Source organism: Lysobacter sp. 2RAF19, from assembly GCF_052115395.1.
GTDB lineage: Bacteria > Pseudomonadota > Gammaproteobacteria > Xanthomonadales > Xanthomonadaceae > Noviluteimonas.
The window spans coordinates 851,341-867,131 of sequence record NZ_JBFRGO010000001.1 but is presented as its reverse complement, the minus strand read 5'-3'; the positions used below and the strand labels follow the sequence as shown (position 1 = coordinate 867,131).

At 63.8% G+C, this 15,791-nt stretch carries 18 protein-coding genes and 1 tRNA gene; 13 read left to right on the top strand and 6 right to left on the bottom strand.

Going from position 1 to position 15,791, the window contains the following annotated elements; translation table 11 throughout:
- Nucleotides 1-24 precede the first annotated feature (24 nt).
- Nucleotides 25-699 carry a thiopurine S-methyltransferase gene (locus AB4059_RS04235; protein ID WP_498976893.1) on the bottom strand — a complete coding sequence of 225 codons (675 nt, stop codon included), beginning with the start codon at nucleotides 697-699 and terminating at the stop codon, nucleotides 25-27.
- Nucleotides 696-2,939 (bottom strand): DNA topoisomerase IV subunit A, encoded by a 2,244-nt coding sequence (gene parC, locus AB4059_RS04230; RefSeq protein WP_498976891.1) that lies wholly within the window; start codon nucleotides 2,937-2,939, stop codon nucleotides 696-698. Before parC ends, AB4059_RS04235 begins: the two co-directional genes overlap by 4 nt.
- A gap of 146 nt (nucleotides 2,940-3,085) precedes the next feature.
- On the opposite strand from parC, the gene AB4059_RS04225 reads away from it, so the two are divergent.
- From AB4059_RS04225 to AB4059_RS04205, 5 genes are all read left to right on the top strand, one after another.
- The gene (locus tag AB4059_RS04225; RefSeq protein WP_498976889.1) at nucleotides 3,086-3,316 is read left to right on the top strand and encodes a hypothetical protein; all 231 of its coding nucleotides are present in this window, start codon (nucleotides 3,086-3,088) and stop codon (nucleotides 3,314-3,316) included.
- Nucleotides 3,317-3,441: 125 nt separating this feature from the next.
- Nucleotides 3,442-4,125: a winged helix-turn-helix domain-containing protein gene (locus AB4059_RS04220; protein ID WP_498976886.1), complete on the top strand. Its 684-nt coding sequence runs from the start codon at nucleotides 3,442-3,444 to the stop codon at nucleotides 4,123-4,125.
- Nucleotides 4,122-5,507 (top strand): sensor histidine kinase, encoded by a 1,386-nt coding sequence (locus AB4059_RS04215; RefSeq protein ID WP_498976884.1) that lies wholly within the window; start codon nucleotides 4,122-4,124, stop codon nucleotides 5,505-5,507. The genes AB4059_RS04220 and AB4059_RS04215 overlap by 4 nt, the downstream gene beginning before the upstream one ends.
- A gap of 37 nt (nucleotides 5,508-5,544) precedes the next feature.
- Nucleotides 5,545-5,629, top strand: a tRNA-Leu gene (locus tag AB4059_RS04210).
- A gap of 106 nt (nucleotides 5,630-5,735) precedes the next feature.
- Entirely contained in the window at nucleotides 5,736-6,203 is a 468-nt protein-coding gene (locus AB4059_RS04205) for a DUF488 domain-containing protein (RefSeq protein WP_498976882.1), read from the top strand.
- Here the strand turns inward: AB4059_RS04205 and AB4059_RS04200 are convergent.
- Nucleotides 6,169-6,612, bottom strand: a complete 444-nt coding sequence (locus AB4059_RS04200) for a DUF8757 domain-containing protein (RefSeq protein ID WP_498976880.1) — start codon at nucleotides 6,610-6,612, stop codon at nucleotides 6,169-6,171. The genes AB4059_RS04205 and AB4059_RS04200 overlap by 35 nt on opposite strands.
- A 20-nt stretch (nucleotides 6,613-6,632) precedes the next feature.
- Between AB4059_RS04200 and AB4059_RS04195 the strand changes: the two genes are divergently transcribed.
- The gene (locus tag AB4059_RS04195; protein ID WP_498976877.1) at nucleotides 6,633-7,367 is read left to right on the top strand and encodes a polymorphic toxin type 50 domain-containing protein; all 735 of its coding nucleotides are present in this window, start codon (nucleotides 6,633-6,635) and stop codon (nucleotides 7,365-7,367) included.
- On the top strand, nucleotides 7,364-7,678 hold the full coding sequence (locus AB4059_RS04190; RefSeq protein WP_498976875.1) for a MafI2 family immunity protein: 315 nt from the start codon (nucleotides 7,364-7,366) through the stop codon (nucleotides 7,676-7,678). The genes AB4059_RS04195 and AB4059_RS04190 overlap by 4 nt, the downstream gene beginning before the upstream one ends.
- Nucleotides 7,679-8,444: 766 nt before the next feature.
- Here the strand turns inward: AB4059_RS04190 and AB4059_RS04185 are convergent.
- Both AB4059_RS04185 and AB4059_RS04180 read right to left on the bottom strand, forming a co-directional pair.
- A complete protein-coding gene (locus tag AB4059_RS04185) occupies nucleotides 8,445-9,122 on the bottom strand; it encodes a hypothetical protein (protein ID WP_498976873.1) in 678 nt (225 codons plus the stop codon).
- A 40-nt stretch (nucleotides 9,123-9,162) separates the two neighbouring features.
- A complete protein-coding gene (locus tag AB4059_RS04180) occupies nucleotides 9,163-9,543 on the bottom strand; it encodes a hypothetical protein (RefSeq protein ID WP_498976871.1) in 381 nt (126 codons plus the stop codon).
- A gap of 503 nt (nucleotides 9,544-10,046) precedes the next feature.
- On the opposite strand from AB4059_RS04180, the gene AB4059_RS04175 reads away from it, so the two are divergent.
- From AB4059_RS04175 to AB4059_RS04150, 6 genes are read left to right on the top strand one after another with little or no spacing between them, the layout of a single operon-like run.
- Nucleotides 10,047-10,904, top strand: a complete 858-nt coding sequence (locus AB4059_RS04175) for an STAS domain-containing protein (RefSeq protein ID WP_498976869.1) — start codon at nucleotides 10,047-10,049, stop codon at nucleotides 10,902-10,904.
- Between the two features lie 3 nt (nucleotides 10,905-10,907).
- Nucleotides 10,908-11,270 carry an STAS domain-containing protein gene (locus AB4059_RS04170; RefSeq protein ID WP_498976867.1) on the top strand — a complete coding sequence of 121 codons (363 nt, stop codon included), beginning with the start codon at nucleotides 10,908-10,910 and terminating at the stop codon, nucleotides 11,268-11,270.
- Nucleotides 11,267-11,671 (top strand): anti-sigma regulatory factor, encoded by a 405-nt coding sequence (locus AB4059_RS04165; protein WP_498976865.1) that lies wholly within the window; start codon nucleotides 11,267-11,269, stop codon nucleotides 11,669-11,671. The genes AB4059_RS04170 and AB4059_RS04165 overlap by 4 nt, the downstream gene beginning before the upstream one ends.
- Before the next feature lie 7 nt (nucleotides 11,672-11,678).
- Nucleotides 11,679-12,695 (top strand): ATP-binding protein, encoded by a 1,017-nt coding sequence (locus AB4059_RS04160; protein WP_498976863.1) that lies wholly within the window; start codon nucleotides 11,679-11,681, stop codon nucleotides 12,693-12,695.
- Complete coding sequence (locus tag AB4059_RS04155) at nucleotides 12,692-13,558, top strand: sensor histidine kinase (protein WP_498976861.1); 867 nt, start codon at nucleotides 12,692-12,694, stop codon at nucleotides 13,556-13,558. Before AB4059_RS04160 ends, AB4059_RS04155 begins: the two co-directional genes overlap by 4 nt.
- On the top strand, nucleotides 13,551-15,167 hold the full coding sequence (locus tag AB4059_RS04150; protein ID WP_498976859.1) for a response regulator: 1,617 nt from the start codon (nucleotides 13,551-13,553) through the stop codon (nucleotides 15,165-15,167). Before AB4059_RS04155 ends, AB4059_RS04150 begins: the two co-directional genes overlap by 8 nt.
- Before the next feature lie 51 nt (nucleotides 15,168-15,218).
- Here the strand turns inward: AB4059_RS04150 and AB4059_RS04145 are convergent, their stop codons facing one another.
- Nucleotides 15,219-15,755 (bottom strand): outer membrane beta-barrel protein, encoded by a 537-nt coding sequence (locus AB4059_RS04145; protein ID WP_498976857.1) that lies wholly within the window; start codon nucleotides 15,753-15,755, stop codon nucleotides 15,219-15,221.
- Nucleotides 15,756-15,791: the final 36 nt, after the last annotated feature.

The window sequence follows — 15,791 nt, the reverse complement described above, 5'->3', positions numbered from 1 at the left end:
CAGGCCCCTTTGGTGCGGCGCGCCTCAGCGCCGTTGCATTCGATACGCCACCGCGTGCAGCGCGGTCACGCCTTCGTTCCGGAAGGAATCCTGGTAGGCCAGGATGTCGCGCCGCACGAGCAGTTCCACCTCCCACTCGGGCTCGAACAACGCACGCACTTCCGCCTCGGGGACGGAGAAGGGCGGGCCCGGTTTCTGGTGTTGCGGGAATTCGAGCGTGACCATCAAGCCCACGCAACCGCGCGGCAACTTCGCGTAGACCTCGCGCGCGTAACGCCGACGCAAGCCCTCCGGTAGCGCGATGATCGCGGCGCGATCGAAAAACGCCGTGCAATCGGCCAGGTCCTGCGCATCGAGCGCGAACACGTCGCCGTTCAACAGCGCGATCGGACCCGAACGCCACAGCGCACCCTCCGGCGTCTGCTCGACATCCGCCTGCAGCCGCTGTTCTGCGAAAAACTGTTCCACCGCGAGCGCCGCAAGCTCCACGCCGAACACCGCATGCCCGTGTTCGACCAACCACGGCATGTCGACCGATTTCCCCGCGAGCGGCACGAAGACCGTCGCGCCCTGCGGCGCACCGATGCGATCCCAGCATTCGACCAGCAAGGGCGACGGCGTTTCCTGGTGGAAACCGATCCGGCCCTCGCGCCAACGCGACAACCAATTCTCGCGATCGCGAAGCAACTCTTCGCTCATTCGACCGCCAGTCCGTCGACCTTCTGCCAACCGCGCGGCAACAGCCCGCCACGCGACGCACGCGCCCCGACGTACTCGTCGAGTTCCTTGAACGACAGCGTCATCGAACGCGACCCCGACTTCACCGACAGCTTCCCACCCGGCGGCACGACGGCCACCGCGACGACGCGTTCGGTGCCGAGCTTCGCCTTCGGAATCTCGATCAGCTTGTTGCCCTTGCCCTTGTCCAGTTCCGGCAGATCGCGCACGGGGAACGCGAGCAGATGTCCCGCGCTCGTCACCGCGACCACGCGATCGCTCTCGACCGAACCGACCTGCGCCGGCTGCACGACCTTCGCGCCCGGCGTCAGCGACAACATCGCCTTGCCGGCCTTCTGGCGCCCGGTGAGGTTGACGAACTTCGTGACGAACCCGTAGCCATGCGAGGAGGCGAGCACGAAACGCGCTTCATCATCGCCGCTGGCAATCGCCTGGAACGACGCACCCGATGCGAGCTGGAAGCGGCCGCTCAAAGGCTCGCCATTGCCGCGCGCACTGGGCAGCGAATGGGCGAGGGTGGAATAACTGCGCCCCGTCGAATCCAGGAACGCCACCTGTTGCGTACTGCGCCCCCGCACGGCGGCGAGCAAGCCATCGCCTTCGCGATACGACAAGCCGGCCGCATCGACATCGTGGCCCTTGGCCGCGCGGATCCAGCCTTTCTCGCTGAGCACGACCGTCATCGGCTCGCTCGGCACCAATTCGGTTTCGTCCAGCGCCTGCGCGGCATCGCGCGCGACCAGCGGCGAACGCCGCGCGTCGCCGAACTTCTTCGCATCGGCGAGCAACTCGTCCTTCACCAGCTTCTTCAGCTTGGCCTTGCTTTCCAGCGTATTGAGGATCTTCTCCAGTTCCTTGGCGAGCTCATCCTGCTCGCCGCGGATCTTCATTTCCTCCAGGCGCGCCAGCTGCTTCAGGCGCGTGTCCAGGATGTAGTCGGCCTGGTCTTCGCTGAGCGCGAAGCGCGCGATCAACACATCGCGCGGCTCGTCCTCGGTGCGGATGATGCGGATCACTTCATCGAGGTTGAGGAACGCGACCAGCAAACCTTCCAACAGGTGCAGGCGGCGCTCGACCCGTTCCTTGCGATGCTGCAGGCGCCGCACGACGGTGTTGGTGCGGAACACCAGCCATTCGGACAGCAGCTGCTTGAGGTTCTTGACCTGCGGGCGGCCGTCTTCGCCGATGACGTTGAGGTTGACGCGATACGAACGCTCGATGTCCGTCGTGGCGAACAGATGGCCCATCAACTGCTCGGCGTCCACGCGGTTGCTGCGCGGCACCAGCACGACGCGCACCGGATTCTCGTGGTCGGATTCGTCGCGGATGTCTTCCAGCCACGGCAACTTCTTCGCGCGCATCTGCGCGGCGATCTGTTCGATCACCTTCGACGAGGACACCTGGTAGGGCAGGGCGGTGATGACGATGTTCGCCGCTTCCTTCACGAAGGTGCCGCGTGCGCGCACGCTGCCCAGGCCCGTTTCGTACATCGCCAGCAGGTCGCTGGCCGGCGTGATGATTTCCGCCGTCGTCGGGTAGTCGGGGCCGCGGATGTGTTCGCACAGGTCGCGCACGCTCGCGTCGGGATCCTCGAGCAGGCGGATGCACGCGGCGACGACTTCGTTGAGGTTGTGCGGCGGGACGTCGGTGGCCATGCCCACCGCGATGCCCGTGGTGCCGTTGAGCAGCAGGTGCGGCAGGCGCGCGGGCATCCACGAGGGTTCGTCGAGCGTGCCGTCGAAGTTCGGCACCCAGTCGACCGTGCCCTGGCCCAGTTCGCCCAGCAGCACTTCGGCGATGGGCGTGAGCTTGGATTCGGTGTAACGCATCGCGGCGAAGGACTTGGGGTCGTCGCTCGAGCCGAAGTTGCCCTGGCCTTCGATCAGCGGATAGCGATACGAGAAGGGCTGCGCCATCAACACCAGCGCCTCGTAACAGGCCGAGTCGCCGTGCGGATGGTATTTGCCGATCACGTCGCCGACGGTGCGCGCCGATTTCTTCGGCTTGGCCCCGGCGTTGAGCCCGAGCTCGCTCATCGCATAGATGATGCGGCGCTGCACCGGCTTGAGCCCGTCGCCCAGGAAGGGCAGGGCGCGGTCCAGCACGACATACATGGAGTAGTCGAGATACGCGCGTTCGGCGTATTCGCGGAGGGGGATCTGTTCGAAGCCGTGGAAGACGGGGCGGACGGTGTCGTTCATCGATTGCTGCGAAAGGCGAGTCGCAGGAAGTGTACCCGCCGCCGCCGGATGAAGAATGTTTCATGTTCGGGCAACGGGCCTGCAAGCCGCCGGGGCGCAGCCTCGGTCCTGCGATATCCATCGCCCACATCCACAGGAGTTCCGCCATGATCGCCCGCAAAGCCCTGCTGCTTCTCGCCATGAGCGCCGTTGCCGGCTCCGCCTTCGCGGCCACGCCGCAGGCCGCTTCCACCGCCGCGCAGCCCGCCAAGTCGACGACCGCCAAGTCCGAGCATCACGAAAAGCGCACCTGCGAAAAGCAGGGCAAGACCGGCCATTGCGAGAAGTGGTCGAAGTCGGAGATGAAGTCGGACACCAAGGCTGCCGCCAAGAAGTGATCCCCGAGGCGACCCCGGGCGGCGCGGCGATCCCCTGACCCCGCACCGTCGCGACCGCCCGGGCCATCGCATGCGCACGTCCACATCCCGGCCCGGCGTTATGCTCGGGTCGGAAGGAGACGGCGATGCGCATCCTGTTGATCGAAGACGACCCCGATACCGCCGCCTGGCTCCGACAGGGCCTGAAGGAAGCGGGGCACGCCGTCGACCACGCGGCCGACGGCAAGCAGGGCCTCTTCCTCGCCACCACCGAACCCTACGACGCGCTGGTCCTCGACCGCATGCTCCCCGCGCTCGACGGGCTCACCTTGCTGCGCACACTGCGCGGCGCCGGTAACCGCGTCCCCACCATCGTGCTCACGGCGCTGGGCGACGTCGACCATCGCGTCGAAGGCCTGCGCGCAGGCGCCGACGATTACCTGTGCAAGCCCTTCGCGTTCTCCGAGTTGAACGCACGCCTGGACAACATCCTGCGCCGCAATGACGGCGGCGGCGCCACGGCGGCAGAAACCAAACTCAAGGTCGCCGATCTCGAATTGGACCTGCTGCGCCGCCAGGCACAACGCGGCCCGCGCCGCATCGACCTGCAACCCCGCGAATTCCGCCTGCTCGAAGCGCTGATGCGCCAGGCCGGGCGCGTGGTGACGCGCACGATGCTGCTCGAACAGGTGTGGGACTACCACTTCGATCCGCAGACCAACGTCATCGACGTGCACATCAGCCGCCTGCGCCAGAAGATCGACCACGGCGAGGCGACACCGCTGCTGCACACCGTGCGCGGCGCCGGCTATCGATTCGGCGACGCGTGAACCTCGGACGCGCCCTGCGTTCGACCAGCGGGCACCTGGCCTTCGCGGTGTGCGTGTCGTTCCTGATCGGATTCGCGCTGCTCGGTGGCGCGGTGTACGCGGCCGTCTCGACCCTGCTCATCCGCGATGCGCGCGAAGCGATCATCGCCGAGGGCGACGGCCTGCGCGATGCCTGGCGCGACGGTGGGCGCACGGGCCTGTCCGAAGCGGTGCGCGATCGCATCGCGACGCCCGACGAACCCGATGCCCTGTATGCCGCCTGGTTCGACAGCCGCGCGATCGCGACCAACGTGCCTCCTGCGAGCGTGCCCGCGCACGATGGCTGGCGCGAAGCGCGCGACCACGACAACACGCGCGTGCTCGTCCAACGCACGACGCTTGCGCCCGGCGTGGTGGTCGCCACCGGGCTTCGATTGCGATCGGAAAGCGGCTTCCTAGCCCTGATGGCGCGCACGACGCTGGCGGCCCTGGCCATCGCGGTCGTGCTGGGCCTGGTGATCGGTGCGTTGACCGCGCGTTGGGTCGCGCGCCGCCTGCAAGCGCTCGACGCCACCGCGATGCGCGTGGGCGCCGGCGAAATCGACCTGCGCGCGCCCGTCGACGGGACGGGCGATGCCTTCGACCGCCTCTCGCTGCGTTTCAACACGATGCTCGACCGCATCGAAGCTTTGCTGGCCGGCGTGCGCGAAGCCACCGACCACATCGCCCACGACCTGCGCACGCCGCTCACGCGCATGCGCACGCGGCTGGATCAATTGCGCACGCAAGGCTCCGTGGATCCCGAAGCCCTCGAGCCGGCCATCGCCGACGCCGACCAACTCCTGCAGGCCTCGGGTGCATTGCTGCGGCTGGCCCGCATCGAAGCGCAGGCGCGCATCGAGGATGAGGCGACCGTCGACCTGTCCAAGCTGGCGAGCGACGCACTGGACCTCTACGAACCGATCGCCGCGGAGCGGGGCATCGCGCTGTCCCTTGCCACCGCGCCACTGCACGTGCGCGGCGACGCCGACCAACTCTTCCAACTGGTCGTGAACCTGCTCGACAACGCCATCAAGTACGCGCCCGCGAACACCGGTGTCGAAGTCGCGGTCACGCGGACCGGCAACCACGCCTGCATTTCCGTGGGCGACCGCGGCCCCGGCATCCCCGAGAATGAACGCGACCGCGTGTTCGACCGCTTCCACCGCGGCGAACGCCATCGCGGCACCTCCGGCAGCGGCCTGGGCCTGAGCCTGGTCCGCGCGATCGCGGTGCGCCACCACGCCCGCGTGGTCCTCGACGACAACCACCCGGGCCTGCGCGCGACGGTGTCCCTGCCGCTGGCCTTCGAGGGCGACGTTCCCCCGGGCGAGGGCGCCCAAAATCATGCGCCAGCGCGTTGACATCGGCCCCGCCGCACCGCACCATACGCGCCCACCTGCCCGGGTGGCGGAATTGGTAGACGCACTAGTTTCAGGTACTAGCGAGTAAAATCGTGGAGGTTCGAGTCCTCTCCCGGGCACCAGATTCAAAAAACAAAAACCCCCGAGCGATCGGGGGTTTTTGCTACTGACGGGTTGAAAACACCGGTACTAACCGGGTACACGTAACTCGTCAGGGGGGGGCTCGATATGACAACGCTTCGCACGTTCGGGTACGAGGGACTTGAAGTCGACCAGTTCATTCGGCGCCTCCGAGCCGCCGGAGTTCGAAACGTGGTTGACGTTCGCGAGTTGCCCCTTTCGCGCAAGCGCGGCTTCTCAAAAAAGGCATTCGCTGAAAACCTAGCCGACGCGGGTATTGGCTACTCGCATATGCCTGGCCTTGGTTGCCCGAAGGACATCAGGAACGCCTACAAGGAGGATGGCGACTGGCCCAAGTACGAAAAGGCCTTCTCTGCGCATCTAGCGACAAGAAACGCAGATGTGCGTGATCTGGCAGACATCGCAAGTGCATCCGCGTCGTGCCTGATCTGCTTTGAAGCAGACTTCACTCGGTGCCATAGACGACTCGTCGCCCTAGCAACCGCCAAGCATCGCGATCTTGACGTGGTTCATCTGACCATCAAAACAGCTGTCCCTGAGACCCGTCATCGATAGGTGCCTTGGGTGGATAGATCAAGCTGACGATCAGCCATTGATCGGGGAACCTGTGGATGGTCCCCATCAGGAACATCAGATCCTTGCTCGGCAAGTCTGTCTCCAACTTGGCGCGGAATGGAGCCTCCCAATTCGGGCCATGTGATCTCTGCACGTTCCAATATAGAGCGCCGGCTTCCCAATCGACGATCTTGTGTCGGTACTCTTTCTGCCCAGACTCCTGGATGCATTGATACCGATAGTGAAATTCGTGCGGAAGTTTGCGAAGCGTGCGAATGCTCGCAGGATCCCCTTCGTCGAACAGACCACCCTGGCGTTGGGTTTGAAGTAGCTTGTCTCTCTCTTCGGCAGTCCAGTCCGGATTTCCTGCATTGCGGATGTCGAGTCCGAGTATGCGTTGCGGTCTCAAGAGCGCGAGCGTAACGCCTGTTGACTTACGAGCGGCCTCAAGGTCATCGAAATCATCGAATACGGGAATGCCAGAAATGGGTTGGCGCGTTCCTCTCGGTCGACCCGGTCACCGCCGACGATAGGCTTGGGCACAGCTCCAATCGGTATTGGTACGCAAACAACAATCCATATCGTTTCGTTGATCCGGACGGGCGCGATGCAGCAGATCGGGCTTACGGCGCAGTTGTCGCTTATAGGCTTCGGAACGACCCCGAAAGGCTACGTATCTGGCTCGGTGGGGAAGCGGCTGCGACTACTGAGGGGAGCGCGGCGGAGGAGGGTGCCGCGATGGGCCTAGCTTTCGGACGTTTTGTCGACACTGGCGACTACTCAAGGCAGGCGGTCGCTCAGTTCGCCATTTTTACCGCGTTCGGAATTCTGACCCACGGTAGGTACCGGGGACCAATGCGAGGATTCTGGCCCAAGGTTCACCCCGGAAAACAAGGGAAACACCAGCTTGGGCACAACAACTACGTACCCGGTAAAAGCATATTGACTGCTGATCCCGAGGAGTTGGCAAAATTTGCAGGCACTGGCAAGAAAGCTAATTCGATTGACGTTGGGTTGCCTGGCTCTAAGGAACGCGTCGACTTCGGACGCGTGATTGGAACCTACGTCGACGATAAGACAGGGCTCACAGCACCAACGACCAATGGCATGATCATCTACGCAAAGGACGGCATCCACATAGTCCCGATTAGGCCTAACCCATGATTACACGTGAAAGCATCATCATCAGCGTTGTAAGGGGCTTGTGGGGAGAGATCACTCCCGAGCTGCGGGCAGTAGTATGTATAAGACGCGGTCCAGACGCTTTCGATATTGTTTTCTATGTTGACGGCGAACCAAGTGACGCCCTGCTGGACGCCGCATCTAGCGCGACTGGAGAAGCCTTAGGCGACTACCCGGACACTGCCGAAATCGAGGAACGCATCGAGCGGGTCGACGTGCCGGAAAGAATTCCGTTGAACGAAGATTCAATTTTGATCTTCTTGCGAAAGGAGGCCGACGTAGCGGGGGGGTGACATGTTCGCTGAACAGAACGCGTCTTCGGCGTCGACCTTTAGATGCCCTTAACCTGATGGCGTGACACACTTTGATCGAGTCCTTCGCTGGTGGGAGGCCGGCTGCTCAGGTGTTTTGTGTTGCTTTCGAAAGGCATGGAATTTTGAAGTTGTCCATATCCCAGTCAACCAAAAGGAAAGGCTTGATCATTTGTTCGACGAGGTAGCTCTCTTCAGTCCACTGCCCCGTGAAGTGAGAGTACAGGGATCCCAATGAGATTCGCTGTCTGCGCAAGATGCGCTGCTTGCCGACCGCGTCTTGCGGCGAGCAACGCATTGAGAAGCGCACGTCTCTGGTTTCGAGCTGCGCGCTCGATGAGCGGTAGCCCACTTCGGACTTCCCGTGTGGCGGAGTGGTAGACGCACTAGTTTCAGGTACTAGCGAGTAAAATCGTGGCGCTTCGAGTCCTATCCCAGGCAGCGGTTTGGCCCTCCATTACGCGCCACACGAAGTCGGCGTCGCTTGGGCCTGTATCCAATATGTCGCTGAGCTTTCTGGCGGCAGCAACGGCTTTGTTGTAGCCGAACCAATGCTCTTTGCGTGTCAACGGATGCCGACTTGAACTCGTCCCGGTTGAGTACATTTTTTTCGGCCAATCCTTACGAGACGCGCCTGCGTCCCATGCAGGTAAGTATGTGCTTGCAGTGGCAACGCCGTGGTGAAGTAGCGGCCCGCGCAGGCCGCCGAACATCGAAGTTCGCCGCGTTCGCCTACGGCCCGCGCTGATCAAGGACCAGGCATAGAGCGGCTTCCAGCTCCTTGCGATTTCATGCCCTCTATGAAGTCGAGAATTTCCCCAGCGGGAATCGGTTGGTAGTCGCTATTGTCAAAACTGGCGGAAAACTCGTTCCCGTAGAGGTCCTCGTAGTTGGCCCAAAGTTTCAGACCCTTTGCGGCATGGAAGCTCGCCCGGAAATTATTGGTCGTATCTTTGACGATCAGCATGAGCTGGCTTCTTGTGCCATGCGGAATGGCAGTACCCAATGCTCTATGAGTCTCCCCAGTTAGGTACTCGAAGTCGCAGGGTATTTGAAAATTCGTTGCGTTTGGGATTGCGCGAGGAAACTGCCTTTGTGCAATTGGGTCAAAGAAGTCGTAGTCAGTGCCGTCGAGCGTCGCGCCAATCCGTTTCAGGACCGCGGCGCCGTACCCATGGTTGGCTAACCAGATTCCACCTTCTCCATCCGGCGCCCAAATATCGACATCGAAGTCTAGGAGCGGGCGAACGGAAAGCTCATTGTGCCGTTGGTTCTGTTCCAACTGTCTGATGGACGCAATGTACGCACGGTACGCAATCATTCCGGTGATAAGTGCAGTACCCAACGCAGCCAGGGCGATGTAGTCACCACTTGTCCAGGACGCAGCCTGCTCGGAACACTGTTGCACTGAGTTGAAAATCGGCACGTCAGCCCCCTTTGCTCTACCGTCCGATTGATTGTCACTGTCAGTAGCGCGCCTTGCGTGCCTCCTCAGGCAGATCATTGGCTGGAAACAGAATTGGAACACTGAACTGCACGCGATTGACTGCGAGCTGGCTATTTTCGCTTGCGCCGCCCGCGTTGAGATTCAGCAGCCCCGTTGCCACGCCGATTTTGGCGCCTGTGTTGGTGCCTTCTTGCACCGTAAGCGCAACGTCAAAGCTAATAGATCGAGCGTAGTTGTTGTTGCGGTTATCCCACAAGGCAGACTCACCGCGATCTTTGGTGGACCCCATAAGGTTGCCAGGATTTACGAAGGCCCCGTGGGCGTCGATGCGGGCTTGTGCCTCGACCAAGCCTTCAATGATTCCAGAGATCGTATTTGCGACGAAGTCTTTGAGATCCATGCGTGTCTCCTGTGCGCCCCAACTGCCGACCTGCGGGTCACGTTATACAGATAGGGCGTCCCTAGGCTAGAGACGGCGCTGGAGTCCGAAGGTGACGGAGCTGGTTGCGCAATATAAGGGCGTAAGTATTTGTAGGAGTTGATCGGCGATGATCGGAATTGATCGCCCTCAAAAATGCCGATTCTCAATAGAATCAGCAGCATGCGTGTCTACGCGTGCCCCTTCCGGGTACTAGCGAGTAAAATCGTGGGGGCCGAGTCCTTTCCCGGGCACCAGACATCAGTCACCGGGCACCCCATTTGCGTGACGCCAAAAAATCCCGCCCACGTGCGGGGTTTTTTGTTGTCCGTCGCGGCGAAAAAACGCCCCGTACATCGCTCGATTCGGGTTGCGCGCGTGCCTGACCGCTCGTGACGAAGGAGTGAAAATCCCTTTAAAAATAATAACTTCCATTGTTCGAACGCGCCCCCCATAGTGCCGGACTACTTAGGGGGAACAACAAGATGGCCGTCCTGCAGCAACGCACGATCGAATCGATCCGAAAGAACGAAGCCGGGATCCTGTCTCGCTGGACCCAGAACCTCACCGAGAGCGGTGCCCAGCGCGATACGCGCATCGGCAGCGACGAAGTCGCGCGCCAGGCGAAGGAGTTCCTGGGCCATCTCGTCGAGGCTTCCTCGAAGGGCGACGCCGCGGACGTGCGCGCCAACGAATGGGGCGCCACGCGCGGGTTCCTTGAAAACCTCTCGCGCGCACGCGCGCTGCAAGGCTTCGAGGCCGCGCAGACCGCCAACTTCATCTTCTCGCTGAAGCAGGCGATGTTCGAGCAGATGCGAAACGAGTACCAGGATTCGCCACAGATGATGGCCGACCAGACCTGGCAGGTGAGTGAGCTCATCGACCGCCTGGGCATGCTGACGATCACCGCGTTCCAGAAATCGCGCGAAGACATCATCGCGCGCCAGCAGGAAGAACTGCTGGAGCTCTCCACGCCCGTCGTGAAGCTGTGGGACGGCGTGCTGGCGCTGCCGATGATCGGCACGCTCGACTCGCAGCGGACGCAGGTGGTGATGGAGTCGCTGCTGCAACGCATCGTCGACACCGGGTCGGAGATCGCGATCATCGACATCACCGGCGTGCCGACCGTCGACACGCTGGTCGCCCAGCACCTGCTCAAGACCGTCACCGCGATCCGCCTGATGGGCGCCGACGCGATCATCTCGGGCGTGCGTCCGCAGATCGCGCAGACCATCGTCCATCTCGGGTTGGACCTGCAGGGCATCGTCACCAAGGCCAACCTCGCCGATGCGCTCGCGCTGGCGATGCAACGCCTGAACCTCAAGGTGACGAAGGCGAACTGACGCATGGACCGTATCCCCATCCTGCGCATGGGCCAGTACCTGCTGGTCACCATCCAGGTCGACATGCACGATCAACTCGCGCTGACGTTGCAGGACGATCTCGCCGAGCGGATCCGCACGACGGGTGCGCGCGGCGTGCTCATCGACATCTCCGCGCTGGAAATCGTCGACTCCTTCATCGGCCGCATGATCGGCACGATCTCCGGCCTGTCGCGCATCATGGATGCGCAAACCGTGCTGGTCGGCATGCAGCCGGCCGTGGCGATCACCCTGGTGGAACTCGGGCTCACCTTGCCGGGCGTTGCGACCGCGTTGAACGTCGAACGCGGCATGGCGCTGTTGCGCCAACGCGCGGTCAATCAATGAACACCAGCGCCAGCGGATCGCAACCGATCCTTGTCGAACAGGATGTCGTCGTCGCGCGCCAGACGGTGCGCAAACTGGCGATCCACATTGGCCTGCGCCTGGTGGACCAGACCAAGCTGATCACCGCGGCCAGCGAATTGGCGCGCAACACCGTCATCTACGGTGGCGGCGGCGCGATGGACTGGTCGATCGTGTTCAACGGCACGCACAAGGGCCTGCGCCTGATGTTCCATGACGAAGGTCCGGGCATCCCCGACCTCAAGCTCGCCATGACCGACGGTTGGACCTCGGGCAACGGGCTGGGCCTGGGGCTCACGGGCTCCAAGCGCCTGGTCGACGAATTCGAGATCCAGACCGCCGCCGGCAACGGGACGCGCGTGACGATCACGAAGTGGACCTGAGCGCTCGATGGACGTCGTCCTGGCTGGCCACACGCCGCATCGGATCGCGATCGAGGATGCTTCCTGCGTCGGGCAGGTAAGGCGATACGCGCAGCACGCCGCGCATGCCCTGGGGTTCGACGAAACCGACGCGGCGCGCGCCGCGCTGGTGGCGACCGAGCTGGCCTCCAACGTCTTCAAGCACGCCGGGCGCGGCGCGTTCTACGTGCAGCAGGTCGCCGCGCGCGACGGCGGACGCGGCCTCGAATTGATGGCGGTGGACCGCGGCCCCGGCTTCGACCTGTCGCGCTGCATGGAGGACGGCATGTCCACGCGCGGCACGCAGGGCATCGGCCTGGGCGCGGTGGCGCGGCAATCGCAGGTGTTCGACGTGCACTCCGATGCCAACGGTTCGGTCGTGCTCTCGCGCCTGCACGCGAAGCAGAAGCCCAATGTCGACCTGCGCTATGGCGCGGCGGTGCATGCCTACGAGGGTGAACCGGTGTGCGGCGATGCCTGGCGCGTGTCGTTCGACGCCGGATGCACCAGCGTGCTGGTGATCGACGGACTCGGCCACGGCGCGCTCGCGCACAAGGCCGCGGTGGAAGGTGCGATCGCGTTCGAACAGGATCCCTCGCAGGCCGTCGGCACGGGCATGGATGCCTTGCACGTGGCGATGAACGGCACGCGCGGCGGCGCGGCGGCGATCGCGCGTTACGAACACGACAGCGGCGTGTTGCGATTCTCGGGCATCGGCAACATCTCCGCTGCGCTGCACACGCTCGAAGGTTCGCGCGGGCTCGCGTCGAATCCCGGCATCGTCGGCGTGGCCTATCGCAATGCGAAGGCCTTCGACTTCCCGCAGTCCACCGGCAAGCTGCTGGTGATGTACAGCGATGGCCTGGCGACGCGCTGGACCTTGCGCGACACGCCCGGCCTGATGAACCGACATCCCGCGGTGATCGCCGCGGTGCTGTTGCGCGACCATGACCGCGGCCGCGACGACGCCACTGTCGTCGTCGTGCCACTCGGAGGCCGACCATGACCACACCCGAGCACGCCGACCTCGAACGCCTGCGTGCGGAAAACGCCGCGCTGCGCGAGGAACTCGACGAGACCAACCAGGGCGTGCTCGCGCTCTACGGCGAACTCGACACCCAGGCCGAGCAGCTCAAGCAGGCCTCGGAGCTGAAGTCGCGCTTCCTGTCGTACATGAGCCACGAATTCCGCACGCCGCTGGGCTCCATCCGCAGCATGACGCGCCTGCTCGACGACGAACTGGACGGCGCGTTGAACGAGGAACAACACAAGCAGGTGCAGTTCATCAGCACCGCCGCGGCCGAACTGAGCGAGATGGTCGACGACCTGCTCGACCTGGCGAAGATCGAAGCGGGCCGCATCACGATCTCGCCGGGCTGGTTCGAGATGGTCGACCTGTTTTCCGCGCTGCGCGGCATGTTCCGCCCGATCGTGGAAGGGAAGGACGTCGACCTGGTGTTCGAGGAACCGGTGGGCATTCCCAAGCTGTATACGGACGATAAAAAGGTCGCGCAGATCCTGCGCAACTACATCGCCAATGCACTGAAGTTCACGCCGTCGGGCACCGTGCGCGTCTGCGCCGAGCGCGAGGGCGAGAACCATGTGCGCTTCACCGTCGCCGACACGGGCATCGGCATTCCCGCCGGCATGTTGGACATGTTGTTCGAAGATTTCGCCCAGGTGGACTCGCCGCTGCAGCGCCGCGTGCGCGGCACGGGGCTGGGCCTGGCGCTTTGCAAGCGATTCGCGGCCCTGTTGGGCGGCACGGTCGGCGTCACCTCCGAGGTCGGCAAGGGATCGCAGTTCCATGTGTGCCTGCCGATCGCCTTGCCGTCGGTGGCCGAACCCGAGGCGTTGCTCCATGACTAAGCCCGTGATCCTGATCGTCGACGACAACGCCGTCACGCGGTACGCGATGCGGCGCGTCATCGAGCGCCAGGGCTACCACGTCCTGGAGGCCGGCACCGGGCAGGAGGGCCGCGCGCATATCGCCGCCGACGAGATCGACGTCGTCGTCCTGGACGTGAACCTGCCCGACGATTCGGGCTTCGACATCGTGCGCGACTTGCGCGCCGACCCGCGCACCGCCTTGTTGCCGATCATCCAGGTCTCGGCTGCCGCGATCCACACGCGCGACGTGATCGTCGGCCTCGAAGCGGGCGCCGATTCCTATCTGATCCACCCGGTCGATCCGGGCGTGCTGATCGCCACCGTGCGCACCTTGCTGCGCGTGCGCGCCGCCGAGGAAGAACTGCGCGCCATGCGCGAAGCCGCGCAGCGCGAACGGTTGGAAAACGCGCACACGCAACTGGAACAGGAAATCTCGGCGCACCAGCGCACCGAAGCGCAATTGATGCAGGTGCAGAAGATGGACGCGCTGGGCCAGCTCACCGGCGGCATCGCGCACGACTTCAACAATCTGCTGACCGGCATCCTGACCTCGTTGAGCCTGATGCTGCGCGACGTGGAAGCCGGCAGGACCGACACGGTGCGCGGATTCGCCGAGGCCGCCAGCGATTCGGCCAGGCGTGCCGCCGCACTCACGCATCGCCTGCTCGCTTTCGCGCGGCAACAACCGCTGGACGCGCGCGCGGTGGACATCAACGCACGCATCTCCTCGCTGGGTGACCTGCTGCGCCGGACGATCGGCGAACGCGTGTCGCTCACCCTGGACCTGGATCCGGCGGCGCGCATCGCGCGCGTGGACGCCAACCAACTCGAGAACGCAGTCCTCAACCTGGTGGTGAACGCGCGCGACGCCATGCCCGACGGCGGCCACGTGCGCATCAGCACGCGCCGCGCCGTGTCGGGCGAAGGCGAAGACGTCGCGGCCGGCGAGTACGTGGAACTGACGGTCGTCGACGATGGTGTCGGGATTCCCGCGGACGTGCTCGACCGCGTCTTCGAACCGTTCTTCACCACCAAGCCGATCGGGCAGGGCACCGGTTTGGGGTTGGCGATGACCTACGGCTTCGCACGCCAGTCCGGCGGCGATGCACGCATCGCGAGCGTCCCGGGCCAAGGCACGACCGTGACCCTGCGTCTGCCGAGCGGCGACGGCCTCGCGCTGCCGATGGAAATCGCCCGGGTGGGCCTGTTGCCGAAGGTCGGCAACGGCAAGCACATCCTCTTCGTCGAGGACTCCGACTCGGTGCGCGAGGTCACGACGCTGGTGCTGGTCTCCTTCGGCTATCGATGCACGGCCGTCGACACCGTGGAGAAGGCGCTCGCCCTGTTGGAGAACGAGCGCTTCGACCTGCTGCTCACCGACGTCGGCCTGCCGGGCATGGACGGACGCCAGTTGGCGGATGTCGCGCGTGCGTGCGATGCGACTTTGCCGGTGTTGTTCCTCACCGGCTACTCGCGTCACAGCGCGGAAGTGGGTTCCTTCCTCGGTCACGGCATGGACTTGATGACCAAGCCGTACGAGGTCGAGCATCTGTTGTCGAAGGTGGGGCAGATGGTGCGGGTGGTCTGACCGCTGCTCCAAGGTCCTCGTGCAGGATGCGCAGGACTTCCGCGATGTCGTTCAGAAGTCGAAGCGGATCTGCACCTGCGCGAGGTCCGCGTCGAGATCCTCGATCTCGAATCGGCTGTATTCACCGCGCAGCGCGATGCGATCGTTGATGCGGTACTGCACGCCGACGCCATAGGTCGGGTCGCTGCCACTGTCGTCGGTGCTGCCCGTCAGGGACGGCAGCGCGTTGTCCAGGTTCCAGCGATGCACGCCGGCCTTGCCATAGGCGGAGAACTTGTCGGTGATCGGAATGATGCCCACCGCGGTGAGATACGCGGTGTCGCCTTCCAGCGAAGGCTGGCCGGGGCGGTCGGATTCGATCTGGCCGAAATCGGCGTAACCGCCTTCCAGTGCGAAATAGCGATTGAACTGATAACCGCCGAAGGCGGAGAACGCAGTGTCCTGATCGTCGTAAGCACCTTCGTCGACGAAGGATTGGCCGACGCCGGCACCGGCGTAGAAGCCCTTGTCCTGCGCCTGCGCGCCGAAGGCGGCGGCGCCCAGCGTGGCGGCGAGGAGAAGGGAAGAAACCAGCTTGGTATTGCGCATGATGTGTTCGTTCCTTGTTGGAGGGCCCGGGCGAGC